At 69.6% G+C, this 23,870-nt stretch carries 27 protein-coding genes and 1 tRNA gene; 15 read left to right on the plus strand and 13 right to left on the minus strand.

Annotation, left to right across the window (positions count from 1 at the left end):
- Nucleotides 1-12: 12 nt before the first annotated feature.
- The 3 genes from EXE47_RS01975 to ahaH all read right to left on the minus strand — a co-directional run bounded on the left by EXE47_RS01975 (nucleotide 13) and on the right by ahaH (nucleotide 3,041).
- On the minus strand, nucleotides 13-264 hold the full coding sequence (locus EXE47_RS01975; protein ID WP_049931785.1) for an ATP synthase subunit K: 252 nt from the start codon (nucleotides 262-264) through the stop codon (nucleotides 13-15).
- A gap of 202 nt (nucleotides 265-466) precedes the next feature.
- Nucleotides 467-2,680 carry a V-type ATP synthase subunit I gene (locus EXE47_RS01980; RefSeq protein WP_089308874.1) on the minus strand — a complete coding sequence of 738 codons (2,214 nt, stop codon included), beginning with the start codon at nucleotides 2,678-2,680 and terminating at the stop codon, nucleotides 467-469.
- 4 nt (nucleotides 2,681-2,684) lie between these two features.
- Nucleotides 2,685-3,041 (minus strand): ATP synthase archaeal subunit H, encoded by a 357-nt coding sequence (gene ahaH, locus EXE47_RS01985; RefSeq protein ID WP_049931783.1) that lies wholly within the window; start codon nucleotides 3,039-3,041, stop codon nucleotides 2,685-2,687.
- Between the two features lie 167 nt (nucleotides 3,042-3,208).
- Here ahaH and EXE47_RS01990 point away from each other — a divergent pair, with 167 nt between their 5' ends.
- Entirely contained in the window at nucleotides 3,209-4,852 is a 1,644-nt protein-coding gene (locus EXE47_RS01990; RefSeq protein ID WP_137707961.1) for a P-loop NTPase, read from the plus strand.
- Between the two features lie 18 nt (nucleotides 4,853-4,870).
- Here the strand turns inward: EXE47_RS01990 and EXE47_RS01995 are convergent, their stop codons facing one another.
- Nucleotides 4,871-5,845: a transcriptional regulator gene (locus EXE47_RS01995; RefSeq protein ID WP_137707962.1), complete on the minus strand. Its 975-nt coding sequence runs from the start codon at nucleotides 5,843-5,845 to the stop codon at nucleotides 4,871-4,873.
- A 197-nt stretch (nucleotides 5,846-6,042) separates the two neighbouring features.
- Between EXE47_RS01995 and EXE47_RS02000 the strand changes: the two genes are divergently transcribed.
- Together EXE47_RS02000 and EXE47_RS02005 are read left to right on the plus strand one after the other, a co-directional pair.
- Nucleotides 6,043-7,431, plus strand: a complete 1,389-nt coding sequence (locus EXE47_RS02000; protein WP_094495450.1) for a tRNA(Ile)(2)-agmatinylcytidine synthase — start codon at nucleotides 6,043-6,045, stop codon at nucleotides 7,429-7,431.
- Between the two features lie 26 nt (nucleotides 7,432-7,457).
- Nucleotides 7,458-7,811 (plus strand): VOC family protein, encoded by a 354-nt coding sequence (locus tag EXE47_RS02005; RefSeq protein WP_094519944.1) that lies wholly within the window; start codon nucleotides 7,458-7,460, stop codon nucleotides 7,809-7,811.
- A 45-nt stretch (nucleotides 7,812-7,856) separates the two neighbouring features.
- Here the strand turns inward: EXE47_RS02005 and EXE47_RS02010 are convergent, their stop codons facing one another.
- Both EXE47_RS02010 and EXE47_RS18610 read right to left on the minus strand, forming a co-directional pair.
- Nucleotides 7,857-8,087, minus strand: a complete 231-nt coding sequence (locus EXE47_RS02010; RefSeq protein ID WP_049931774.1) for a hypothetical protein — start codon at nucleotides 8,085-8,087, stop codon at nucleotides 7,857-7,859.
- Between the two features lie 91 nt (nucleotides 8,088-8,178).
- The gene (locus tag EXE47_RS18610) at nucleotides 8,179-8,349 is read right to left on the minus strand and encodes a hypothetical protein (RefSeq protein ID WP_167373102.1); all 171 of its coding nucleotides are present in this window, start codon (nucleotides 8,347-8,349) and stop codon (nucleotides 8,179-8,181) included.
- A gap of 93 nt (nucleotides 8,350-8,442) precedes the next feature.
- Here EXE47_RS18610 and EXE47_RS02015 point away from each other — a divergent pair, with 93 nt between their 5' ends.
- From EXE47_RS02015 to EXE47_RS02025, 3 genes are all read left to right on the plus strand, one after another.
- Nucleotides 8,443-9,603, plus strand: a complete 1,161-nt coding sequence (locus EXE47_RS02015) for an aminopeptidase P family protein (protein WP_137691979.1) — start codon at nucleotides 8,443-8,445, stop codon at nucleotides 9,601-9,603.
- Between the two features lie 270 nt (nucleotides 9,604-9,873).
- The gene (locus EXE47_RS02020; RefSeq protein ID WP_137707963.1) at nucleotides 9,874-10,173 is read left to right on the plus strand and encodes a DUF5789 family protein; all 300 of its coding nucleotides are present in this window, start codon (nucleotides 9,874-9,876) and stop codon (nucleotides 10,171-10,173) included.
- A 776-nt stretch (nucleotides 10,174-10,949) separates the two neighbouring features.
- Nucleotides 10,950-11,408, plus strand: a complete 459-nt coding sequence (locus EXE47_RS02025; protein ID WP_233125214.1) for a hypothetical protein — start codon at nucleotides 10,950-10,952, stop codon at nucleotides 11,406-11,408.
- Between the two features lie 112 nt (nucleotides 11,409-11,520).
- On the opposite strand, the gene EXE47_RS02030 is transcribed toward EXE47_RS02025, so the two are convergent.
- Both EXE47_RS02030 and EXE47_RS02035 read right to left on the minus strand, forming a co-directional pair.
- Nucleotides 11,521-12,756 (minus strand): cation:proton antiporter, encoded by a 1,236-nt coding sequence (locus EXE47_RS02030; RefSeq protein ID WP_137707964.1) that lies wholly within the window; start codon nucleotides 12,754-12,756, stop codon nucleotides 11,521-11,523.
- A 97-nt stretch (nucleotides 12,757-12,853) separates the two neighbouring features.
- Entirely contained in the window at nucleotides 12,854-13,336 is a 483-nt protein-coding gene (locus EXE47_RS02035; RefSeq protein ID WP_086216567.1) for a cation:proton antiporter regulatory subunit, read from the minus strand.
- 189 nt (nucleotides 13,337-13,525) lie between these two features.
- Here EXE47_RS02035 and EXE47_RS02040 point away from each other — a divergent pair, with 189 nt between their 5' ends.
- The 3 genes from EXE47_RS02040 (at nucleotide 13,526) to EXE47_RS02050 (ending at nucleotide 15,868) form a co-directional block, all read left to right on the plus strand.
- Nucleotides 13,526-13,897: a hypothetical protein gene (locus tag EXE47_RS02040; protein ID WP_089308830.1), complete on the plus strand. Its 372-nt coding sequence runs from the start codon at nucleotides 13,526-13,528 to the stop codon at nucleotides 13,895-13,897.
- Between the two features lie 71 nt (nucleotides 13,898-13,968).
- Nucleotides 13,969-15,270 carry a ribonuclease R family protein gene (locus tag EXE47_RS02045; protein ID WP_049931763.1) on the plus strand — a complete coding sequence of 434 codons (1,302 nt, stop codon included), beginning with the start codon at nucleotides 13,969-13,971 and terminating at the stop codon, nucleotides 15,268-15,270.
- Nucleotides 15,271-15,310: 40 nt separating this feature from the next.
- Nucleotides 15,311-15,868 (plus strand): hypothetical protein, encoded by a 558-nt coding sequence (locus EXE47_RS02050; RefSeq protein ID WP_137707965.1) that lies wholly within the window; start codon nucleotides 15,311-15,313, stop codon nucleotides 15,866-15,868.
- Between the two features lie 16 nt (nucleotides 15,869-15,884).
- Here the strand turns inward: EXE47_RS02050 and EXE47_RS02055 are convergent, their stop codons facing one another.
- The 3 genes from EXE47_RS02055 to EXE47_RS02060 form a co-directional block, all read right to left on the minus strand.
- Nucleotides 15,885-17,168 (minus strand): MFS transporter, encoded by a 1,284-nt coding sequence (locus EXE47_RS02055; protein ID WP_137707966.1) that lies wholly within the window; start codon nucleotides 17,166-17,168, stop codon nucleotides 15,885-15,887.
- Between the two features lie 191 nt (nucleotides 17,169-17,359).
- Nucleotides 17,360-17,488 carry a hypothetical protein gene (locus tag EXE47_RS19170; protein ID WP_255375966.1) on the minus strand — a complete coding sequence of 43 codons (129 nt, stop codon included), beginning with the start codon at nucleotides 17,486-17,488 and terminating at the stop codon, nucleotides 17,360-17,362.
- Nucleotides 17,489-17,672: 184 nt separating this feature from the next.
- Nucleotides 17,673-17,744, minus strand: a tRNA-Ala gene (locus tag EXE47_RS02060).
- Nucleotides 17,745-18,002: 258 nt separating this feature from the next.
- On the opposite strand from EXE47_RS02060, the gene EXE47_RS02065 reads away from it, so the two are divergent.
- The 3 genes from EXE47_RS02065 to EXE47_RS02075 all read left to right on the plus strand — a co-directional run bounded on the left by EXE47_RS02065 (nucleotide 18,003) and on the right by EXE47_RS02075 (nucleotide 20,873).
- Nucleotides 18,003-18,761, plus strand: a complete 759-nt coding sequence (locus EXE47_RS02065; RefSeq protein ID WP_137707967.1) for a DUF120 domain-containing protein — start codon at nucleotides 18,003-18,005, stop codon at nucleotides 18,759-18,761.
- Nucleotides 18,761-19,513: a 3,4-dihydroxy-2-butanone-4-phosphate synthase gene (ribB, locus tag EXE47_RS02070; RefSeq protein ID WP_137707968.1), complete on the plus strand. Its 753-nt coding sequence runs from the start codon at nucleotides 18,761-18,763 to the stop codon at nucleotides 19,511-19,513. Before EXE47_RS02065 ends, ribB begins: the two co-directional genes overlap by 1 nt.
- A gap of 430 nt (nucleotides 19,514-19,943) precedes the next feature.
- On the plus strand, nucleotides 19,944-20,873 hold the full coding sequence (locus EXE47_RS02075; RefSeq protein WP_049931757.1) for a branched-chain amino acid transaminase: 930 nt from the start codon (nucleotides 19,944-19,946) through the stop codon (nucleotides 20,871-20,873).
- Nucleotides 20,874-20,959: 86 nt separating this feature from the next.
- Here the strand turns inward: EXE47_RS02075 and EXE47_RS02080 are convergent, their stop codons facing one another.
- Both EXE47_RS02080 and EXE47_RS02085 read right to left on the minus strand, forming a co-directional pair.
- A complete protein-coding gene (locus EXE47_RS02080; protein WP_049931755.1) occupies nucleotides 20,960-21,673 on the minus strand; it encodes a DUF502 domain-containing protein in 714 nt (237 codons plus the stop codon).
- Between the two features lie 84 nt (nucleotides 21,674-21,757).
- Nucleotides 21,758-22,597 carry a proline dehydrogenase family protein gene (locus tag EXE47_RS02085; RefSeq protein WP_049931754.1) on the minus strand — a complete coding sequence of 280 codons (840 nt, stop codon included), beginning with the start codon at nucleotides 22,595-22,597 and terminating at the stop codon, nucleotides 21,758-21,760.
- A gap of 132 nt (nucleotides 22,598-22,729) precedes the next feature.
- Between EXE47_RS02085 and EXE47_RS02090 the strand changes: the two genes are divergently transcribed.
- The 3 genes from EXE47_RS02090 to EXE47_RS18615 all read left to right on the plus strand — a co-directional run bounded on the left by EXE47_RS02090 (nucleotide 22,730) and on the right by EXE47_RS18615 (nucleotide 23,843).
- Nucleotides 22,730-23,272, plus strand: coding sequence for a CDP-2,3-bis-(O-geranylgeranyl)-sn-glycerol synthase (locus EXE47_RS02090; RefSeq protein WP_049931752.1), 543 nt, complete (start codon nucleotides 22,730-22,732; stop codon nucleotides 23,270-23,272).
- Between the two features lie 151 nt (nucleotides 23,273-23,423).
- A complete protein-coding gene (locus EXE47_RS02095) occupies nucleotides 23,424-23,606 on the plus strand; it encodes an HVO_0416 family zinc finger protein (RefSeq protein WP_049931749.1) in 183 nt (60 codons plus the stop codon).
- 78 nt (nucleotides 23,607-23,684) lie between these two features.
- On the plus strand, nucleotides 23,685-23,843 hold the full coding sequence (locus EXE47_RS18615; protein ID WP_006111597.1) for a hypothetical protein: 159 nt from the start codon (nucleotides 23,685-23,687) through the stop codon (nucleotides 23,841-23,843).
- Nucleotides 23,844-23,870 lie beyond the last annotated feature (27 nt).

Raw genomic sequence — 23,870 nt, forward strand, 5'->3', positions numbered from 1 at the left:
AGGAAGTACCGCTTAGACGATGAAGACGACGACAAGTGCGAGGATGACGATCGTCTCGGGAAGGACGGTCAGGATGAGCCCGTTGACGAAGAGGTCGTCGTCCTCGGCCATCGCCCCGACGGCGGCCGACCCGATACCGCGCTCCGCGTAGCCCGCGCCCAGCGCCGCGAGCCCGACGGCCAGCGCCGCCGCGGCGTTGGGGTCAGTCAGCGTTCCACCAGTCGACAGTACGAGGTTCCCGAGTTCGTTGGTAGCTTCAAGCATTGGTAGTAGTTGCGGTTGCTCGTCTCCGAACGGTTGCTATTTGCCCCCAGAGGAGTCATAAAGCTTCCCAAAACGACCGGACAGAAGACGGAAGAACGGAGGCGAGAGCGGACGCTATCGCGTCGAAACCCGACGGAACCGTCGCGTTTCAACCGGCTGCGAAGCGGCGAGACCGGCGGACGACGGACGGTCGGGTCGACCGTCAGTCGTCGCGGGTGTACTTCCGGTCGCGGCCGAACGGGAGGTACGCCCGCCCGCCGCCCTCGTAGAAGTTCCCGAAGAACTCCACGTACTCGAGGCGGACCGCCTGGATGCCGGCGGACGTGACGCCGAGCAGCAGGACGACGAGGTGGCCGACGAGCGCCACGACGATGCCGCCCACGAGGGCGACGATGCCCACGAGACCGATCGAGGCGGGGTCAAACGCGGTGGTGATCCCCGCGAAGACCAGCTCCTCGCTCGGCGTCTCCTGGACGTGATGGAGGTGCTCCGCGGAGAAGATGAAGTGGAAGCTCCCCTCGCCCCCCTTGTCGATGTACGCACCGAACGCGAGCAGGTTGACCGCGAGCGCCATCCCGCCCTTCGCGAGCAGGACGGCCATGATCCGGGCGTACGAGATGACGTTGACGATGGGCGAGAGGAACTCCGCGAGCTCCGGCGGCTCGCCGATCCCGAGCAGGACGAGCCCAAGACCCGCGGCGACGGCGCCGGCGATACCGACGACGACCGGGAAGCCGCTGAACGAGACCGTGCCGAACGTGAGGAGCGACACCGACTCGAACAGGAAGTCGGGCTTCGGGCCGGGGACGTGCTGGCTGAAGATCCAGATCCACGCGCCGTTGAGGATCAGTAGCCACGAGCCGGCCTCGTAGAGCGCGTGCTTCACGTCGTGCTGCTGGAGCGTGCTCACGAACGAGAGCACGTGGCCGATGTTGAGGTGAACGATACCGAACACCACGCTGACGACAAGGAACGAGAGCCCCCAGTCGAGGTCGGCCGGCGAGAGCCCCTTCCCGGCGACGGGCCAGTGGACATCGCCCGGCAGCAGCTGGTAGGCGTGGTAGCCGAACAGGTCGATGCCGAAGTAGATCCCGAACAGTATCGTGAAGCCGCCCGCCCACATCGCGACGGAGCCGAGTTCGCGGAACGCGCCGTCGAACCGGGAGTACATGAAGAACCCGATGGCGGCGTACAGGACGCCGTACCCCACGTCGCCGATCATGAACCCGAACATCGCCGGGAACGTGAGGAACACGAGCAGCGTCGGGTCGAACTCGGAGTACTTCGGCCGCCCGAACGCCTGGACGAGCAGTTCGAAGGGGCCGGCCGCGCTCCCGTTATCCTGGACGACCGGCGGGTCGTCGGTGCCGTGCGCCGCGTGGCCGCCGTCGGTAGCGACCGCCGCTTCCGTTTCGGCGGACGCGCTGCCGTCGTCGGCCGACGGCGACTCGGTGCCGCCACTCCTGTCGACCGGCTCGGAGTGGTGGTCGCCGTCGGGGGTGAACGAGGCGCGTTCGAGCTCCTCGACCTCGACGTGGTCGCCGACCGCGTCGACGACCGCCGCCTCGAAGTCCGGGTACGACTCGGTCGGCACCCACCCCTCCGCGACGAACGCGTTCTCGGTGGTCGCGAACGAGAGCGGCGCCTCCTTCTTTTCGGCCTCGATCGTGAGCTTCTCCTCGGCGCGCAGCAGGAAGCCCGCGGCCTCCTCCTTCACCGAGTCGAGCTCGGCTTCGACGCCGTCGAGCTCGTCGCGGAGGTCGGCCTGCTCGGCCTCCAGCTCCGCGACGTACTCCTCCGGGCTCGCGTCGGCGTCCGGCACGTCGAGCAGCGCGATGTCGACGCCGACGAGCGCGTCCTGAACGACGCCCTCCGCGTCGCCGTCGGTCGGCCTCGCGACGATGGCGAGCACGTCGCCGCCGACGAACACGTCGAAGGCGTCGACCGTCTCGGCGTCCCCGAGCGCCGCCTCGACGGCGGCGGGTTTCGCCTCGCCGACGACGACCTCGACCGAGTCGTAGCCGCGCAGGTAGTCCAGGTCGATCCCGAGCTCCGCGAACGGCTCCATCCGGTCGATCTCCTCCTGTCGGTCGCGGATCGCGCCCTGTAGTTCGTCGCGCCGGTCGTTGAGCTCGTTGACGCGGTCGCGGACGCGGTCGAGCTCGGCTTCGAGCTCGTCGTCGTCAAGCGACCGCGCGACCTCGGCGTCGTCCTCGTCGACGTCGAGGATGCTCTCCAGCGACCGAACCGTCACGAGCCGCTCGTTGACGGTCTCGGCCCCGTCGAGCGACGTTCCGGGGTCGAACCCCTCGTACCGGTCGTCGTAGTCGGTGACGTGCAGGGAGTGGTGGGCGTACGCCGCCTCGATGACGTCGTCGATGACGCGCTTCGAGCCCGTCACCGACACCCGGCTCATCTGCTCAGGCCTGAGCATCCACCGCCTCCTCGGCCTGCTCGTGAACCGCCGCCTCGAACCGCTCGACGGCGTAGTCGACGGCCGATTCCACGCGGTCGCGGGCCTCGCGTTCGAGCTCGTCGCGGTCGGCACGCCCCGACTCGAGGATCTCCTCGCGCCGCTCCTCGATCTCCGCTCGGGCCGTGTCGAGCCGCTCTTGGGCCTCGGACTCCGCCTCCTCCTCGGCCTCGGCGCGGATCTCGTCCGCGCGCTCTCGAGCCTCGGCGAGGCGCTCTTCGGCGTCGGACTCCGCTTCCGCGACGATCTCGTCCGCCTCCCGTTCGGCCTGCTTGATGGATTCGAGCACCTCTGGTCTCGCCATGCTACTAATCGCCTGAAACTCTAGAAGCGACGTATAAGGTGTTTGCGAAAGCCCGCGGGGGTGCGACCGGATTCCGAGGCGATTCGGCGGTACTTCGAGCCGAACGCGTCGGCCGCAGTCGCGCGCCGCCGCCTACATTTAAGTAGCAGTCGCCGGACCGTCACCGTATGGCAACGGTGTATGCGGTCGCGTCGGCGAAGGGTGGCGTCGGGAAGACCACCACGACCGCCGCGCTGGCGACGGTGCTGGCGGACTCGGGCGCCGACGTCGTCGCGATCGACGCCGACCTCGGCATGGCGAACCTCGCGGACGCTGTCGGGGTGACGCCCGGCGAGATCACGATTCACGATGTACTCGCCGGCGACGCGGACCCGGCGGCGGCGGTCCGGGAGGGGCCGTCCGGGCTGCGGGTCGTGCCGGGGGCGGCCGACCTCGACGCGTACGCGGCCGCGGACCCCTCCAGGCTCCGCGGGGTCGTCGAGGCGTTCGACGGCGCCGACTACGTGTTCGTCGATGCGGGCGCGGGACTGTCGCACGACTCCACGCTCCCGCTCGCGATCGCCGACGAGACGCTGCTCGTCTCGACGCCGGAGCGGAGCGCCCTCGGCGACACCGAGAAGACGCGGCAGTTGACGGAGCGACTCGGCGGGACGGTCGCGGGCGCCGCGATCACCCGCGTGACGGCCGACGCCGACGAGGTCGTCACGGCGCTGCTCGACGCTTCCGTCCTCGGACGGATCCCCGAAGACGAGGCCGTGGCCCGGGCCGCGGCGGCGGGCCGGTCCCTGCCGGAGGCCGCGCCCGACGCGCCGGCGACGCGGGCCTACCGCGACCTGACCCGAGCGCTGACCGGCGCCGAGGTGGAGGGGGCGGGACTCGACGGGTCCGCGGCCGACGCCGCGAGCGGAGCCGGGGCGGACGACGCGGAGGGCGACGGCGAGCCGACCGCGACGGACGACGACGCCGTGATCGTCGACGACGGACCGGCGGCGGACGACGCGGACGACGGCGGCCCGAGCGAGGTGAGCGAGCGGGACGCTGCCGGGGAAACGGATGGGGACGCGGCCGCCGAGGCCGAGGCGGACCAAGACGAGGGCACGGAGCCCGAGTCGGACGAAGACATCATCGTCGCGGACCCCGACGCGAGCGGCGTGGCCGAGCCGGGCGACGGCGACGACATCATCGTCGCGAGCGAGAGCGAACCGCCGGACGGCGACGCGGACGAAAAGGTGAGCGACGACGCGGAGGGAGACGTGGGCGACGATACGGAGGAAGGCGGTGACGACGGCGCGGACGGAGACGTGGGCGACGATACCGGCGGGGAAACACGCGACGCCCGCGGCGACCCGAAAGAGCCCGTCGAGAACGACGAGCCGACTCGCGAGGCCGTCGGCGATGCGGCGAGCGACGACGAGGCCGGCGGAACCGACGCCGGTGACGAGTCCATGGCTGGAGGGAGGGCGGCCGCCGAGCTCGAGGCCACCGGCCCCGAGGCCGAGACGGAGGAGGAGCCGGACGCGATTCCCGACGCGGACGAGACGGCACGCGAGGCGGCCACCGAGCGCGGAGAGGCGGACGGCGAGGGGACCACGAGCGCCGACCCGGCGGCGGACGACATCGACGGTGAACTCGCGGGGAGCATCCCGTTCCGCGACGACGACACCGGGACGATGAACACCGTGCTATCGGACGAGGACGAGCCGGACGGCGACGCCGGCAGAGAGGCGACAGACGACGCCGACGCGTCGTCCGCTGACGAGGAGGAGGAAGAGGGCGACGGCGGATTTTTCAGTCGGCTACTCGGTCGCTGAGCGGAGCGCGGCGGCTCGTCAGGCCTCCGAGGGAGCGCGGGCCCGGTCGCGGATCAGCTCGCGGATCTGCTCGGGGTCGGTGACGTCGGCGAGTTCCTCGCAGGAGACCAAGGCGGTGCCGTCGACCGATTCGCGCTTCTCCTTCTCCTCGGTGAAGTACACCGATCGGGTCCGGGCGACCTCGCCGATGGAGGACATGATCCGGGCGCGCTTCTCGGCCGCGGCCGTGAACGCGGAGTGGCCGGTGAGCACGCGCGTCTCGGGGCTGTCCTCGTCCTCGGAGACGGCCTTGAACGGGGCGCGGGCGGTCGGGTGGACCGTGAACCCGGCGCTCGTCAGCACGTGGAGGACGTGCTCGTCGTCCGGGTCGGCCTCGGGGGCCGACGGCGTCGGCTCCGAGTCGCGGACCTCGTCCGCGCCGTCGAGCACGTCGACCGGGCTGGAGAACGGCTGGTCGAACAGCTCCTCCAGCTGGATCGCCACCTCGATGGAGGCGTTCATCCCGTCCTCGTACTTCGAGACGGTGCGCCGGGAGACGCCCAGCTCGTTCGCGAGCCGGCCGAGCGACCAGCCGCGCTCCTCGCGCTCGTCGGCGAGGAGGTCGCCGTCGAGGCTGACGTACAGCCCGCCCGGGGCGGCATAGATGAGCGGCGGCATCCCCTCGACGAAGAGGTCGTAGGCGGTGTCCGGGTTGATCACCGGGACGCCGTGTCGGAAGTAGACGACGCCGGGCTTCAGTTCCTCGTCGCGGGTCCGGATCCCGATCACCATCGGCGTCCCCCTGAGGTACTCGCCGAGCCGACGCATCTCCGCGCCGGTCTCCGCGTCGAGCGCGTCGACGTTGCCGAGGATCTTCAGGAGGAGGAGGAGGTCCTCGTTACGGCGGGCCGCCACGTCGAAGCTCTTGGGCCGGACCGCACACCGGTCGCTGACGAGGAACCCTGCGTCCTCCAGCATCGCGGTGACGTTCCCGATGAGCGCAGTCCGGGACATAGCCGGAACAAGCGTCTCGCCGTATATATGCGTTGTGTCGCCCGTTCGCCGGCGAACCCACCGCCCGCGGGCGATTTCTTCCTCCCGCGGCGGGAAACGGTTATATACCCGAGCGGTCGCTGTATCGCCTCAGCCGGCCCGGAGCAGCCTCGACCGGCCTCGAAAGGGGCTTGCCTCGGCGACGCGAACGTCGCGACATGCCGATCGTCGCCGTCGACGACACCGACTCCCGCGAGCGCGGGATGTGTACGACCTACGTGGCGACGCAGATCGCGGAGCGCCTCGCTGACGCCGGGGCTCGGGTCCGGCGCCGGCTGCTCGTCCGCCTCAATCCGGCCGTGAAACACAAGACACGCGGGAACGCCGCGGTCGCGCTCCACGTCACCGGGACGGACGCGGAGTCGGCCGCGTCGGTCGCGGCGGAGGCGGTCGAAGCGTTCGCCGCGGCCGCGGACCCGCGTACCTCGCCCGGCGTAGTGGTCGCGGACCTCGACGTCGCCGGCGACCCCTTCGATCCGACCGGAACGCCGATCCCCGACGCGGTGGCCGCGTTCGCGCGGCGCGCGCTCCGCGAGCGGCTCTCGGTCGCCGAGGCCGTCGGGCTGGCCGACGAACACGGGTTCCGACACGTCGCGGTCGGGTCGGCGGGCGGCGCGGGCGAATCGGACGCGGTCGCTGGCCGGGGGCGGATCGGCGCGCTCGCCGCGGTCGGCGCGCCGGCCGCGTTCGACGACTGGACGTTCGAGCGCATCACCTACCGCGAACTCGACCGCTGCGGGACGCCCCGCGAGGTCGACGCCGAGAGCGTCTTCGCCGCCGCCGACGAGGGGTATCCGGCGGTGTGGGACACGGTCGACCGCGGCACGGGGAAGACCGTCTGCGTGCCGAACGCGCCCGGCCCGATCCTCTACGGGATCCGGGGGGACGACGCGGCCGCGTGTCGAGCGGTGGCGGCCGCCGTCGACGGCGAGCCGACCGAGCGGGCCGCGACGTTCCTGACGAACCAGGGCACCGACGCCCACCTCGCACCCAGCCGGATCGGCGACCTCCGCGACGGCGCGGGCTATCGGGTCGCCGGCGCGGTGGCGAGCGCGCCGGAGACGAAGCGGGGTGGCCACGTCCACGTCGACGTCGCGAGCGACGCCGCCGGAGTGGAGTCGGACGGTGAGACCGACGCCGACCGCCTCCGCGCCGTCGCGTTCGCCCCGACGGGCCGGTTCCGCGACCGCGTCCGGGCGCTCCGCCCCGGCGACCGGGTCACGCTCTGCGGCGAGCACGAGGTCCGGGACAACGCGGACGAGCCGGCGAGCACCCTGAAGCTGGAGAAGTTCGCCGTCCGCGACCTCGTCCGGACCGCGCCCGCGGTGCCGACCTGCCCGGACTGCGGTCGCTCGATGTCGTCGGCCGGGAGCGATCAGGGGTACCGGTGCCGCGACTGCGGGACTGAGGCGCCGGGGAAGGTCGCGGAGCCGATCGAGCGCGACCTCGAGGCCGGCTGGTACGAGGTCCCGCCGAGCGCGCGCCGACACGTCGCGAAGCCACTCGTCCGGGGCGGGTTCGACGCGCCGACCCACCCGGAGCGATAAAGTGCTCGCCGCGCGAGCGGGCCGACGTGACCGGAATCGTCTTCCACGCGACGGAGCGGCGCGAGGCGGTCGTCGAGTTCTACCGCGAGCGACTGGGCGCGACGGTGCGGGTCGAACAGCCCGACTGTACGATCCTGGCGTTCGGCGGCTTCCTGTTCGGGTTCTGCGAGCGCGACGAGGTCGACAACTGCGGCATCCTCACGTTCGTCTACCCAGACCGTGACGCGGTCGACGCCGCGAGCGAGCGGCTCGGCGACGCGGTCGTGACGCCGCCGCGTGAGAACGAGACGTACGACATCTACCAGTGTTTCGCCGAGGACCCCGAGGGCCGGACCGTCGAGTGTCAGGTGTTTCTCGACGAGGAAGTCGACATCGAGTAAGTTGGAGAGCAGGCGAACCGCGCTCGGTTGTCGGAGTGGCCAGCGTCAGTCGTCGAGATCGCGGGCGTCGCGCCACGCCACCGCGCGCTCCTCGGCGGCATCGCGGTCGTCGAACCGCTCCCGCTCGTAGGCGGAGTCGTCGGCCGCCTGCTCCATCACGTCGAGGCGGACGACGAACTCCCCGTCGGTTCGTTCCCGGAGCCTGACGGTCGCGTACCCGTCCGATCGCTCCCACTCGGTGACCGTGCCGTCGTCGCGCTCCAGCGACCAGCCCATATCGGACCCGACGCGCCCCGCGGCTAAAGCGGTGCGGTTCCGAGGCGGTCGCGCGGGTGCCTCCCGACTTCGAGGCCTGTGTCCCCGCGAGTCAGTCGCCCGCGCTCGGCGAGCGGTCCGCGCTCGACGACCGCTCCGGCGTGGCCGCGTAGCCGCACACCGGGCAGACGACGTAGCCGAGCGAGTCGTACGGGACCGACGTCGAGGGCGCGCTCACGTCGCACTCGGGGCAGTCGAACGTCGCCGCGTTCTCGGTCGACATGGTATTACGTAACAACCGCTCACCAGTAGTTATGCGCCGCTTGCTGCCCCGTCAACGCCACCCTACTTATATACCGAGTCCGAACGTCGGCGCGTGACCGACGACGCACACGCGGGCGGGGCGGGAGCGGAGAGGTCGACCCGCCCGCACGAGCGACGACGCGGGCGGACCGCGCGCCGGTTGGACGCGGTCGACGCGGCCGGACTGGTCGCGTTCCCGAGCCGCAACCTCGAATACCTCACCGGCTTCGCCGAGGAGCCGGGCGAGCGACACTTCTTCCTCGTCGTGCCGGCGGCGGGCGCCGCCGACCCGGAGCCGGCGCTGCTCGTGCCGGCGCTGTACGAGACGCAGGTCCGCGAGGCGACGACCGTCAGTGAGGTCCGGACGTGGGCCGACGGCGAGGACCCGGTCGCGGCGACGCGCGAGCTGCTCGCGGACCGGGGGCTCGACGGCGGGCGGCTCCTCGTCGATGACACCATGTGGGCGCGGTTCTCGCAGGACCTCCGGGCGGCGGCCCCCGACGCGACGTGGGGGCTTGCGAGCGAGGCGCTCGCCGACCTCCGGGTCCGGAAGGACGAGGCCGAGGTGGCGGCGCTGCGGAAGGCCGCGGGGGTCGCGGACGCGGTCGTCGGCGACCTCCGGGAACTGGGCCCGGACGCGGTGGGCATGACGGAGGCCGCGCTCGCCGAGTGGATCGCGGACCGACTCGCCGAGCGCGGGGGCCGCGGCGTCAGCTTCGAGACGGTCGTCGCGGCGGGCGAGAACGGCGCGAAACCCCACCACGGCCACGGCGACCGGGAGATAGGCGCGGGCGAGCCGGTCGTCCTCGACTTCGGGACGCGCGTCGACGGCTACCCGTCCGACCAAACGCGGACCCTCGTCTTCGGCGAGGAGCCAGACGAGGCGTACGCCGAGGTCCACGAGGTCGTGCGCGAGGCGCAGGCGGCCGCGGTCGAGGCGGTCGTGCCCGGCGTCCCCGCGTCCGCCGTCGACCGCGCGGCGCGGGAGGTGATCGAGGCGGCCGGGTACGGCGACGCGTTCGTCCACCGGACGGGCCACGGTGTGGGCTTGGACGTCCACGAGGAGCCGTATCTCGTCGCCGGAAACGACCGCCAGTTGGAGCCGGGAATGGTGTGTTCCGTCGAGCCCGGGATCTATCTCGACGGACGGTTCGGCTGCCGGATCGAGGACCTCGTGGTCGTCACCGAGGACGGCTGCGAGCGGTTGAACCGGACCGACCGCGGCTGGGAGTGACGGGCGAGGGTGTCCCGGCTGCCGGCGGCGGAACACCTCGTCGTCAGGGAGAACGCGTCGGAAAAGCGCAGCGACAGGCGCTGCGAGCGTCGAATCGCAGATTCGGGAGTCGTGTGCTATTCCCCCAACCGGAAATTACGGCCGGATAACATAACAGTATCACCGAATTATTTCGGTGTATTTCACCCGGCGGACCGAACGCGCGGACCGTCCCCCCGCGGCCCGACCGGCATCGAAACCATTAGTGTCGCCCAAGCGGAACCGCGGGGCATGAGCGACACCGATGCGGACGAAGACGAGGAGGCGGGAGCGGAGCCGGCCGTCGAACTCGGCGACGGGCCGGACGTGGCCGGCGAGCCGGTCGCCCGCGTCGCGTCGCGGCTCACCTGGCCCGCGACGCGCAGCGACGTCCGCGAACAGGAGGGCGACGCCGAACTCCGGACGCCGGACGGCCCCCGAGAACTCGACGAGGTGCTCGCGGAGAGCGAGGTCCCCCTCTTCGAGAGCCGGAGCGACTTCGTCCAGGCGGTCGAGGACGTCGTCGGCCGCGGCCCGGTCGCGACCGAGTAGGCGTCGAGCGCGCCGAACCTATTTATAAACAGCAGCTGAGACGAGGAGGGACGTCTATAAATTGGCGATCGGCGCGCGCCTGCGAGCGGTCGATAGGCCGCGAGCCAGCACGCGCGAGGGAGTCGGCCGACCAGAGGGAGGCCGACGAGGCTGGGGAGGCGTGAGGTGCGGGGCGGTTGCGGTCGGGCTGGGACTCAAAGGGGCAGTTGTGAGGGCGGCGTAGACGACGTAAGCACCGAAACGAGGGAGCGAACGAAGTGAGCGACCGAGTGAGGAGCGCAGCGAGCGTACGCCGCCCTCACGACCGGGGCTTTAGAAGTGTTCGCTGTCGATCCACAGTCAGTTGTTTATAAACGAGCGACCGGGACTTTGGTGGTGTCATCGGTCGATCAGCAATCGACTGTTTATAAGTAAGCGGCTGGGGCTTTGGAGGTGTTCGCCACCGGTTTGAAATCGGCTATTTGGCTCTGTTGAAATCCTCGACAGATAACATATACTCGCCCGGTCTCGCTCAGTACAGAGTCGAAATATGTCGACTGAGCTGTATTCGATTATTCGGCGAGTAGACTGTTCTACCTGTGTATCTGGTCTATCCCGGAGTCGAGGCTGCCCCAGGTAAGGAGATGGACAGCGAGCCACTGTCCAGCCGGCGGAACGAAGTACGTTCAGATACGATTTATCAGGGGGTGAGTGTCATGGTAGCCAGGCTGGACCGAGTTGTGCGGCTGTACGGTCGATACGGACCGTCACGGTTGCCGCTCGGAGACCGACAAGACGTGGGGGCTGGCTACAGTATGGCGGCCGGTGTCCTCGCCGGTGGAATCGTGTTTGCTCCGGTGAGTACGCTGGTTTCGGGTACGGCGGCTTCCGCAGGGGTGGTTCTGTCTGCGATCCCGGTGTACCTCGCCACGGGATTCGTGGTCGGGGCGCTCACGTGGCGCTTCCTGTCGTCAAGTGTCCCGTACTACAGGGCCGTCGCAGCGCTGGTCACGGTCGTCGGGAACTACCTCGCCGGGACTGCCGTGTGGTTGCTACTGGCTCCGGTGTACGGCTACGAGGTTTTGAACCCGTACGTGGGGGCCGACCCGCCGACCTCGCTCACCGAGTTCCTCGGAGCGTTCTTCGAGCTGTACCCCCTTACCGTCTTGACAGTGGTCGTGTGGACGATCTGGATAGCCGTCCCACTCAGCCTGATTTTCAGCTACGTCCACGAGCGCAGCCGTAGCGGAGAATAGCCGATACGTTCGCACTCTTCAGCGATCGGCTGTTTCAGGCGAAAACGTATCTGAAGAACAGTGTTTCAACAGAGCCGACTGTTTATAAATAAACGCCCGCTGCGCCGAAATCCTATCCACTCGCCCCACTGCCGTCCGCTCCGTCGCGGTCCAGCCACGCGGTCGCGATCGACTCGAACGGCGCGGAGTAGCTCATCAGCGTCGTGCCCAGCACCGCCATCACGAGGACGTAGCCGACCGCGAACGCGTTGATCGTCCCCGCGAGCGCCGGGTCGAACGTCCCCGCGTTCGCGCCGGTGACCGCGACAGTCGCGATGATCAGCGAGAACTCGCCGCGGGTGGTCATCCCGAGTCCCACCCGCGTCGACCGGCGGACGTCGAGGTCGAACGCGCGCCCCGCGAGGTAGCCGGTGACGAGCTTCGACGGCGCGGTCACGACGACGGCGAGCGCGACGAGCGCCGCGACATCGGCGAACAGTGCCGGGTCCGTGACGAGCCCGATCCAGAAGAAGAACACCGCGGCGAACACGTCCCGGACCGGTTCGAGGACCGTCTCGACCGTGTGGACCCGCTCCGTCGCGGAGAACGCCATCCCGACGAAGAACGCCGCGACCGCTTCGCTGACGCCGAGCGCGAGCGCCGCGCCGGCGACGAACACGACCGCGGCCACGGCGCGCAGCGCCACGAACTCCCGGTTGTCGGTCGCGACCAGCCGCTCGAACAGCGGACCGCCGAACCGGACAACCCCGAGCAGCCCGGCGATGAACGCGAGCGCGATCCCCACGTCGACCGCGGCGGTCGCGACATCGCCGCCGCCGAGAACCAAGGCGGACGCGACCGAGAGGTACACCGCGATGAACAGGTCCTCGTACACCAGAGTGCCGAGCAGCGGCTCCGCCTCGTCGTTGGCGATCCAGCCGAGGTCGATGAGCGACTTCGTGATCACCGCCGACGAGGAGATGTAGACGATGCCCGCGACCAGGAACGCCGGGAGGAACGCGCCGAAGACGAGCCAGCCGAGGACGAGCCCGACCCCGAAGTTCGCTAGGTCGATCGTGCCCGCGGTCCCGATCTGACGCCCCCGAGCGAACAGCCGGTCGAGGTTGAACTCCAGCCCGAGAAAGAACAGCAGGAAGACGATCCCCAGCTCCGCGCCGAGCGAGATGAACTCCGTCTCGGGGACGTGGACGGTTCCGACGGCGGGGAGCGAGAGCCGGCCGAGGACGAACTCGCCGAGCAGCATCCCGACGAGGATATAGGCGGGGATCACGGACTGTCCGAGGCGGTTCGCGAGCGCGCCGGCGACCGCGACCGCGACGAACATGACGCCGACGTCGAGCAGCGCCACTACCGACCACCGCCGGCGACAACGACCGCGGTGCCGGATGCGACCGCGGCCGGCGCGGCATCCGGGGCGCCGAGATCCGGCGCGCCGAATCGACCGCTCATCCCGTGAGGATCTCCTCGAACGCCGCGCAGTTCTCGGGCGTGCCGACCCCGATCAGGGTGTCGCCCTCCCCGAGGGTGGTCCCGGCGTCCGGGCTGTCGATCACCTCGTCGTCGCGCTGGATCGCGACGACCGCGAGCCCGGTCCGGTTACCGATGTCGGCGCTCTCCAGTGTCTCGCCGACGAGCGGCGATCCGGGGGGAAGCTCGTACCACTCCAAGAGGATGCCGCCCGGTAGGGTCGTCTCCTGCGTCTCCGGTTCGACCGGCTGGAAGTACGCCCCCTCGATGATCGAGCCGATCGTCCGCGCGAGGTCGTCGGAGAACTCGAACGCCTTCTCGGAGTCGGCGTCGGGGTCGCTCCGCCGGAACACCTCGCGTTTCCCGGTGTTGTGGATGACGACGATCATCTCCTCGCCGCCGCCTAACTCGATCTCGAACTTCTTCCCGACCCCCGGGAGGTCGGACTCGGTGATCGTCATACAAGGGCCAGCGCGCCCACGGTAATATGTGTACACCTCTCGTCGCCGCGGCCGGGCGTGGACACCGCTCGTTGCGGTCGGGTCCGTCGGACCGACCCGAAACCCCGCCCGACGACTGGCCCGAAACCGCGTCGAACGCGCGTCGGCCGCGCACCAAACGCTAAGTGGGGCGGGAACGAGGTGCGCGGTATGTGGGGCTCCCGGGGAAGTCGGGACCGGCGAACGGTCGTCTGTATCGCGTGCGGGGACTCGGTGCTGCGGGAGGACGCCCGCGAGTACGACAAGGAGGGCGACCGCTGGAGCCGGCGCGACAAGGAGTTCGAGTACCTCTGTGCCGACTGCGACGACGGGATCTGTCACCAGCCTCGCGACGGGCTCGAATCGCTACTGCGCTCCATCGAGGCGGACGGGCTCACCGACGAGGAGTTCCTCGACCGCTACGTCGAGGCGGTGACGAGCGGCGACGGTGACCGCACCGACGAGGACAGATCGGGTGCGCGCTCGGACCGCGGCCAGTCGGATAGGCGGCGCTCCGACCGCGACCGCGACCGAGACCGGTAGCCCCGTCGCCGGATCGAGTCCCCGTCAGCCCGCCCGACAGGCCTTTCTAACGGACCCGCGTTGGTGGAGGTATGTCAGACGACGAGCCGAAGCCCGGGTCCGCCGAGGACCAGGGCCCCGTGACGATCACGCCGGAGCTCGCGGACCGACTCGCGGAGAAGCGCGAGGAACTGTTCGAGGAGTTCGAGATCCGCGACGAGTTCCCGAGCGAGGTCCTCCGCGAGGCGGAGGCGCGGACCGAGGGCGTCTACGAGGAAATCGAGGCCGAGATCGACGAGCGCGAGGACCTCCGCGACCTCACCACGTGGACCACGGACCCGGTCGACGCGCAGGACTTCGACGACGCGATTTCGATTAAACGCGAGGAGGGCGCCTACCGGCTGTGGGTCCACATCGCCGACGTCACCCACTACGTCACCCCGGACACCGCGATGTGGGAGGAGGCGGTCGAGCGCGCCAACACCGTCTACCTGCCCGACTACACGATCCACATGCTTCCGCCGGTGCTGGCCGAGACGGTCTGCTCGCTCGTCCCGAACGAGGACCGACTCGCGCACACCGTCGAGATGGAGATCGACGACGAGACGCTATCCTTCGAGGACATCGACATCTACAAGTCCGTCATCAACTCCGACGAGCGACTCACCTACAAGGAGTGCGAGAACCGGCTGGAGGACCCCTCGCTCCCCCTCGGCGAGGAGAACGCGCTCGCCTTCGAGCTCGCCGACCGCATGCACGAGCAGCGCAAGGCGGACGGCTCGCTCGTCTTAAATCCCCGGCGCGACCGCGCGCACACCATCATCGAGGAGTCGATGCTGAAGGCGAACAAGGCGGTGACGCACACGCTGATGTGGGACCGCGGCGTCGAGGCGATGTACCGCGTCCACCCGCAGCCGACCCCCGACCAGTGGAACGAGGCGCTCAAAGAGATCCAGGAGCTCGACGGCGTCTCCATCCCGGGCGAGGCGTGGGGCGACGACCCCCGGAAGGCGGTCAACGCCGCCTTGGAGGAGTCGCCCGAGCGCCAGCTCAACAAGATCCAGCGCGCCGTGCTGAAGGTGATGCCGCGCGCGAAGTACATGAACGACCCGTTCGGTGGCCACCACGCGCTCAACTTCGACATCTACGGCCACTTCACCTCGCCGATCCGCCGCCTGTCGGACACGATCAACCACTGGATCGTCCACGAGAACGACGTGCCCGAGACCCTCGTCGAACTCTGCGACCACGCCAGCGACAAGCAAAAGGACGGCGAGACCGCAGAGCGGCTGTACAAGCAGTTCCTCCAAGAACAGGGGCTCGACCCCTACGCGGTCAACAACCGCGGCGTCGAGATCGTCGAGGATTCAGAGGAAGCGAAACACACCGCCTGAGCGGCGAGAGATATAGACCTGTGCGGCCGCAAAGCGTGGTATGGACGCACACGACCACGACAACGCGGACCGGCACGAAGGGGACCCGCTCGAACCGACCGGCGATCCCGAGCGCGACGCGGAGCGCGCGGCGACGGTCGGCGGCTTCACCGGGGCGGTCCTCGGCGCTCGGGGCGGCCCCGTCGGCGCCGGCATCGGCGCGCTGCTGGGCGGGTCGACGGGCTACGCCGTCGGCTACGCACTGAGCGAGATGGAGTCGGCGGAGGACGAGCCGTTCGAGCACGACGAAGCCGGACGCGAGACGACGGAGGCCGATCCGGACGCGACCGAGACCGACAGCGGGCCCGTCACGATCGACGTCCAGTCGGAGGGAGAGCACGACGGAGATGCGGACGACGGAGGGGAAAGAGGCGATCACGAGGAGTACGAGGCGGACGACGAAGCGGCAGGAGCGGGCGACCACGGGGAGGGCGAGGCGGACGACGGAAGAGGGGAAGCGAACGGCCACGGGGCGGACGATCACGACGATTCCGGCGAACGAGCGCGCGACGACGACTCAGCCGAGGACGAAGGCGACCGCGACGGGGGCGCGGACTGACCGGCGGCGCCCCGGATCAGTCCCGTCGCGTCGCAAAGCGTGACACCGCCGTCGCTGACACCGCGCCGAGCGCCGCGATGATCGCCAGCACGACGAACAGCTCCGACGGGCCGGCCCGGGTGAGTATCGTTCCGGCCAGCGTCGACCCGAGCGCGCCGATCCCGAAGATCCCGACGTACGTGTAGCCGAACGAGAGGCCGCGCGCCTCGCTGGGCGAGTATGCCGCCACCGTCGCCTGCGAGAGCGGCTGGACGGTGAACAGCGCGACGCCGAGCGCGAGCGACACCGCGACGAACGTGGCGATCGTTCCCGTCGCGGGGATGAAGAGCAGCGCGAGCGCGGACAGGATACCCATCAGCGCCATCAGCCCGCGCTCCGGCGGCACGCGGTCGGCGATCCGACCGCCGAGGAACTGGCCGAACACGCCGACCGTGAGGACCGCCACGTAGAGGTACCGTCCCGCGTCGAACTGATCGGCGTACGGGCTCTCCGGGTCGACCAACTGGAGGTCGACGAGCCCGCCGAGCACGTCGCCGAGGAGGTCCGGCAGGAACGTGAGGAACGTCCGGTAGTAGAGCCCGCTGAACGTGACGAACGCGAACACGAGCAGGAACCCCCCGGCGATCAGGATCCGAGTGTCCGTCGCGACCGACGACAGCGAGACCTCGCCGCTCGCGCCGCCGGTCGAGTCCCCGTTCGGACCCCCGTCGGCGGCCGACGCTCCCGGCTCGGGGTCCGCGGACGAGAGCGCCACGTCCACGTCGACGGTGACGCCGTACGCGGCGACGGCGACCGCGGGGAGCGCGAGCGCGGCCGTGACGAGCCGCCAGTCGAACGCCAAGAGCAGCAGCGCGGTCGCCAGCGGACCGAGCGCGATCCCGAGGTTCCCGCCGATCCCGTGGTAGCCGAGCGCGGTCCCGCGCTGGTCGACCGAGGTCGAGAGCAGCGACAGCCCCGCGGGGTGATAGACGCTCGCAGTGAGTCCCCATATCGCGACGGCCACGGCGAGGACGGGGAGCGTCGGCGCGAGGCTCACGGCGAGGAACGAGCCCGCCATCCCGGCGAGGCAGGCGAAGATGAGCGGCTTCGACCCGAAACGGTCGACCAGGATACCGCCCGGCAGCGCACCGACCCCGAACAGCCCGTAGCCGAGCGTGACGACGACGCCGAGCGCGGCCGCCGTCGTCGAGAACTCACCCACCCACACCGTCAACAGGATGGGGATCGACAGCTCGTATGTGTGGACGAGCCCGTGCGATCCCGCGGTGAATCCGACTATCCGTCGCTCGGCGGCGTCCATGTGAGTCGCGGGTTCGGCGGGTCCGTTCATAACCTCGGGGGTACCCGCCGCGGTTGCCGAGAGTTCGGGGCGTCGGCGGCGTCCCGAGGCGGACGACGACAACGACGACGAACGCTGTTCCGAGAGGTCTGACGGGACGCAGAAAGCGCCTCGCACTCGGGCCGCGCCCGCCGGACCGGTCGGGAAGCCGGTTATAGCGTCGACGTGTACAGGAGCAGACCGACGGCGATCACCGAGACCAACAGGATCCACCCGACCATGATTACCCCCATCTGACGGTGCGTGAGGTTGGTTCCCTCGAGTATCTCAGAGACGCTCATACGCCGACGGATTCGCCGAGGGTATTTAATCGCTTCCAACGGGAGAGATCCAGCGTGCGAACCGGGTCGGAACGACCGAAACGGGAGTCGAGTGGGCTCACAGGGGTCTCGTGAGGATCAACGAACGGGACCGCGCGAGCTGCGCGGGTTGCGCCGCTCGCGACCTTGCTCGCGGCGGAAAACATGGACTCGCGGGGATTTGAACCCCGGGCCTCTTCCTTGCGAAGGAAGCGATCTGCCACTGATCTACGAGCCCTCACGACGAACCAATCGCCGTTCGTATTTGTACCTTACCTTTCGACGACCCGTGCGGGAGTCGCTCGCATCCGGCGGCCGAATCGGTTCGGTCGAGGAACCGAAACATCGCGAAGCCGGCCGGCACCGACGGGGTTACATGTCCAGCGGGCGAACTGTTTGATCCTGCGGTTCTTGGTCGGCTCTACGACCACATAACGTTTTTGAGATGCGTACCACATTCGTTACTCTTTTGCCCGCGGACGACCGACTGTAAGGTATGTCAGACGCGACGGCGACCGACGCGGACACCGACGTGGACTCGGCCGCGCTCGCGGCCCTCAAGCACGTCGGGCTGGTCGGCGGGCTCTCCGAGACGAAGGTGTCGTGTGCGGCGCTCGGTGACCGGCTCGACGCCTCAACGCAGACCGCCTCTCGGCGCCTCCAGACCCTCGAATCCGCGGGTTACGTCGAGCGCGACGTGGTCAGTGACGGGCAGTGGGTCCGCGTGACGGACGCGGGCGAAGCCGCGCTCCGCGCGGAGTACGCCGACTACCGCCGGCTGTTCGAGTCGGACATCGGACTCTCGCTCCGTGGGTCGGTCACCGGCGGGATGGGCGAGGGGCGCCACTACATCACGCTCTCGGGCTACGCCGAGCAGTTCCGCGAGCGCCTCGGCTACGACCCGTTCCCGGGCACGCTCAACGTCGACCTCACCGAGGAGAGCGTCCGCCGACGCGGCGAGATGGCCGGTATCGACGCCGTGCCCATCGACGCGTGGGAGAGCGAGGAGCGCACCTACGGCGCGGCCACCTGCTACGGGGTCACCCTCGTCGCGGGCGACGAGCGCTACGAGGAGGTCCACGCCATCGTCCCCGATCGGACCCACCACGACGACGACCAGCTCGAACTGATCGCGCCGGACCGGCTGCGCGACGCGCTCGACCTCGCCGACGGCGACGCGGTGGAGGTCCGCGTCGAGCCGACGAGCCGGGCCGACGAGCCCGGATCGGTCGCGGCCGAGACGGAGGTCGCCTGATGCGCGCCGACATCGACGCCGACCCGGAGGCGAGCGCGGGCGGAGCGGAATCGGCCGACGCCACCGAGGGGACCGAGCCCGCGGACGACGCCGACGCGGTCGAGCGCGCGCTTGACGCCTTCCGCGCCGGCGACCCCGTCTGCGTCCACGACTTCGCGGACCGCGAGGGGGAGACAGACATCGTCTACCCCGCGGGCGCGGTCGACGAGGCCGCGGTCACGCACATGCGCAACGACGCGGGCGGCCTGATCTGCGTGGCCGTGAGCGACGCGGTGGGCGACGCGTTCGACCTGCCGTTCCTCGCTGACGCGCTCGACCACCCCGCGGTCGACGACGACCCGGACTACGACGACCGCTCCTCGTTCTCGCTGCCCGTGAACCACCGCGAGACGTTCACCGGGATCACCGACGCGGACCGCGCGAAGACCATCGCCGAGGTGGCGAACGCGGCCGGCCGCGTCCGCGGCGACCCGGGCGGGTACGGCCCGGAGGACTTCGCCGCGGAGTTCCGCGCGCCGGGTCACGTTCACGTCCTGCGCGGCGACCGCGACGGGCTCTCGGGGCGCACCGGTCACACCGAACTCGGCCTCGCGATGGCCGAGGCGGTGGGCGCCGCGCCCGCCGCCGTGGTCTGCGAGATGCTCGACGACGAGACGGGCGACGCGCTCTCGCCCGCGGACGCCGCCGCCTACGCGGCCCGCCGCGACATCCCGTACGTCGAGGGCGCGGCCCTCGTCGAGGCGCTGAAATAATCGACCGCCGCTGCTGTCGGCGCGCGCCTGCGAGCGGTCGCCCTCGGCGACCGCGAGTCAGCGCGTGCGAGGGAGTCAGTCGCCGGAGCGAAGCGGGGGCGACTGACGAGGCTGGGGAGGTGAGAGGTGCTGTGCGGAGCGGTGCGGGGTAGGACTCAAAGGGGCAGCCGTGAGAGCGACGTAGGCGACGCAAGCACTGGAACGAAGGAGTGAACGCAGTGAGCGACCGAGTGAAGCGCGCAGCGAGCGTACGTCGCCCTCACGGCTGGGGCTCTGGCGGTGTTCGTGTCGGGATCGTCTCTGTTTCGCCGAGCGGCTGGGGCTTTGTAAGTGGTTGTCGTTGTCCCGTCAGAGGAATCGAAACTCGGTCCGTCCCGACAACCCCGACCGGTTGTCACAGTTTTAAGCCCGCCGGCCGCAACTACCGAGTATGGGATTCGACGAGATGGACGTCGACACGATCTGGAAGAACGGGGAGTTCCTCGACTGGGAGGACGCGACGACCCACGTTCTGACCCACGCGCTCCACTACGGGAGCGGCGTGTTCGAGGGCGTCCGCTGTTACGACACCGAGCAGGGGCCGGCAATCTTCCGGTGGGAGGAACACCTCGACCGGCTGTTCGACTCGGCGAAGATGTACGACATGGACATCGAGCACTCGCGCGAGGAGATCACCGAGGCGACCCTCGAACTCCTCGATCGGCAGGACCTCGACTCCGCGTACGTCCGGCCGATCGCCTACTACGGGTACGATTCGCTCGGCGTCTCGCCGAAGGGCTGCCCGACCGACCTCGTCCTCGCCGCGTGGCCGTGGGGGGCGTACCTCGGCGAGGAGGCCCTCGAGGAGGGGGTCGACGTGATGGTCTCCTCGTGGCGGAAGCACGCCTCCTCGCAGGTGCCGACGAACGTGAAGACGACCGGGCTCTACGTCAACTCCATGCTGGCGGGCGAGGAGGCGCGCCGGAACGGCTACGTCGAGGCCATCGTCCTGAATAAGGAGGGGAACGTCGCGGAGGGACCGGGCGAGAACATCTTCATGGTCAACGACGGCGAGATATACACCACCGGCCCCGCACAGTCGATCCTCGAGGGGATCACCCGCGACACCGTGATCGCCCTCGCCGAGGAGCGCGGCTACGAGGTCCACGACGAGGCGGTCATCTCCCGCGGACAGCTGTACACCGCCGACGAGCTGTTCTTCACCGGCTCCGCGGCCGAGGTCACCCCGATCCGCTCGGTCGACGACACGGAGATCGGCTCGGGAAGCCGCGGCCCGGTGACCGAGGAGCTTCAGGACGCGTTCTTCGACCTGGTCGAGCGGCGGACCGACGACCACGACGAGTGGTTCACCTACCTGTAGCTCGCCTCGCCTGCTTTCTCTCGATCTTTTTAAATCGCCGCGCGCGAAGAGCCGCTAGTCACTCGAACTGCCGGCCGCTCGAGCCGCTACTCGCTCGAACCGCTCCCGTCGGTCGCCGACCCCTCGCCGTCGCTCGGGGTCCCGTCCGTCCGGACGCGTCCGAAGCCGCCCGGGGTCCCGTCGCCGTCGCCCTCCGTGGGCGCCTCCTCGTGGACGGGGACCTGATGAGCGGACTCGGCGAATCCGGCGGAGAGGACCCGCGTCATCCCCTCCTCGACCGTCTCGCCGGTCTCCTCGACCCGGTCCGGTTCGACCTCGATAACGAAGCCGGTGGTGATGTTCGGGGCGGTCGGCATGAACAGGACGATCTTTCCGTCTCGGGTCTTCTTCCCCGTCCGGAACGCGGTCATCCGGATCCCGGGCCACGTCTCGATGTACACCGGGCTCTGTAGCTCGTCGGTGCCGGAGATCGCCGTCTCGATCGCGAGCTTCGAGGCGTTGTACACGACTCGGAGCGCCGGGATCCGGTTGATCGCGTCGTCCACCGCCGACTCCGCCAGCCGACCCAGCGTCGTCCGCATGAAGTACCCCACCGCGAGCACCACGGTCGCGAACACCGCGAACGCGATGACGACGCGGGAGACGGGCTCTAGCGGCGCCGGGATGACCTCGGGCTGGAGCCCCTCGATGAGCGGGATCGAGGCGATGTACTGGTAGATCCAGCGGAGGACTAACAGGAGGACGAGGAGCGGCGCCAGCACGATGAGCCCGCTGGCGAAGTCGCGTTTCCACGTGGACATCTATCGGATCGGTATGTGTCGGCAATCCTTAAGAGGGCTTCCACGCGCCGGCGGCGCGGGCGAGGTCGCGAGGCGTCGCGTCGACTACTGCCCCAGCACCGCCCGCGCCGCGAACGTCAGGTTCTCCTTGCGCTCGCGGACGCGGCGGTAGAAGTACGAGAGCCACTTGTCGCCGTAGGGCGCGTATCGGTGGACGTCGACCCCCTGCGCGGCGAGGTCGCGCTGGGCGTCCTCGCGGACCCCCATGAGCATCTGGACCTCGTAGTCGGCGCCGCGGTCGCGGGCGAGCCGGTCGGCGAGCGAGATCATCTCGGGGTCGTGACTGCCGACCGCGATCCCCCGGTCGCGCCGCTCGAACAGCGTCGTCAGGTCGTCGCGGTACGCCTCGTCGACGCGGGCCTTGTCGGTGTACGCGATCGAGGACGGCTCGTCGTAGGCCCCCTTCACGAGCCGGAGCTTCCCCGGAACGTCGATCAGGCGGTCGAGGTCGTCCGCGGTGCGCCTGAGGTTCGACTGGACGCACTGCCCGACGCTCCACGGGTAGTCGGCGGCGATCGACTCGAAGGCGTCGAGGGTGGCGTCGGTGGTGTCTGCGTCCTCCATGTCGCACCAGACGAACGCGTCGACCTCGTGGGCACGAGCGACGATCTCTCGGTAGTGCTCCTCGAACAGGTCGGTCGAGACGTCCATCCCGATCTGCGAGGGCTTCACCGAGACGCAGGCGTCAAGGCCGCTGTCGGCGATATCGTCGAGCAGCCCGAGGTAGGCGTCGGTGTCCGCGCGGGCGTCCGCGGGGTCGTCGTAGTGTTCGCCGAGCAGGTTCAGAATGACCGCGACGCCGTCCTCGTTCGCGGCGCGGACGTGGTCGAGGGCCGCCGGGACGCTCTCGCCGGCGACGAACCGGCTAGCGACTGGGGGGATCATACTGAGCGTTCCGGCCGGCGCGAACTTTACCTTTGTCGAGTCGGCGGCGACGACCGCAATCGCGTGTGCGGTGCGGCGACCGGCGGCGACGGATCCGGGGTTTATAACACGCCGCGCGCCGCCCGTGGGGACATGATCGGTACGCTCGTCGCGACCGCGTTCTGGGCGATGCTCCCGGCGTACGTCCCGAACAACGCCGCGGTGTTGGCCGGCGGCGGACGCCCCATCGACGGCGGCCGCGAGTGGCGCGGGGCGCGGCTGCTCGGCGACGGGAAGACATGGCGCGGCACCGCGGTCGGCACTCTCGTCGGCGTCCTGCTCGCGCTCGCGCTCAACGCGCTCGCCGCCCCAGCGAGCGCGGCGCTCGGGAGCGACCTGCCGACGTTCGCGCTCCCGGCGGCGTTCGCGCTCGCCTTCGGCGCGATGTGCGGCGACATCGGCGCCTCGTTCCTCAAGCGTCGCTCGGGCCGCGAGCGCGGCGCCGCGTTCCCCGGTCTGGACCAGCTGGACTTCGTCGTCGGCGCGCTGGGGCTCGTCTTCCTCGTCGACACCGACTGGGCGCTCGCTGCGTTCACGCCGGGCGTCCTCGCCGTCGTCCTCGTGATGACTCCGGTCCTCCACGTCGTCACGAACGTCGGCGCGTACGCGCTCGGAGTCAAAAACGAGCCGTGGTGAGCGACGCTACGCTTCCGCCCGCGGCGTTCGGTCTGCCCTGATGTTTGGTTTCGACTCTTTTTGTATCTCTTGTTGATCGATTGTCCGCGTAATTCGCAGCGACGAGAACGGCAGAAAGACATATATATTGGTGTGACATACGATGACACGCATGTCTAGCAGTGCACCCAGCTCGGACGACGACGTGTTCGACGAGTTCCTCTCCGACCGCGGCCACGAGACGGAGATCGTAGGCTGGGAGCGATCCTATAACAAGCTCCAGTGTCCCGAGTGCGGTGCGCTCCACGAGGAAGGAACCGCGACGTGTTCGGTCTGCGACTGGCGGCCGAACTGACGCGCGCCGCGTTCCGCGAATTTTCTTTCCGTCATACCCCCCGGTAGTATTATGTGGAATTACTCGATAGTGACTATCATGCCGACCTGTCAGAACTGCGGTTCCTTCGTCACGACAGATTACGTTCGGGTGTTCACCCCGAACGAGGTCGATCGGCCCCGCGTCTGTCCGGCCTGCGAGGACCTGGTCCGCGACGGCGCCGACGTGCGGGAAGCGCGCGCGACGCGGAGCGGCTGACGGACCGACCGGACGATGACGCGACGC

This window comes from Halorubrum sp. GN12_10-3_MGM (assembly GCF_005435235.1).
Taxonomy (GTDB): domain Archaea; phylum Halobacteriota; class Halobacteria; order Halobacteriales; family Haloferacaceae; genus Halorubrum; species Halorubrum ezzemoulense.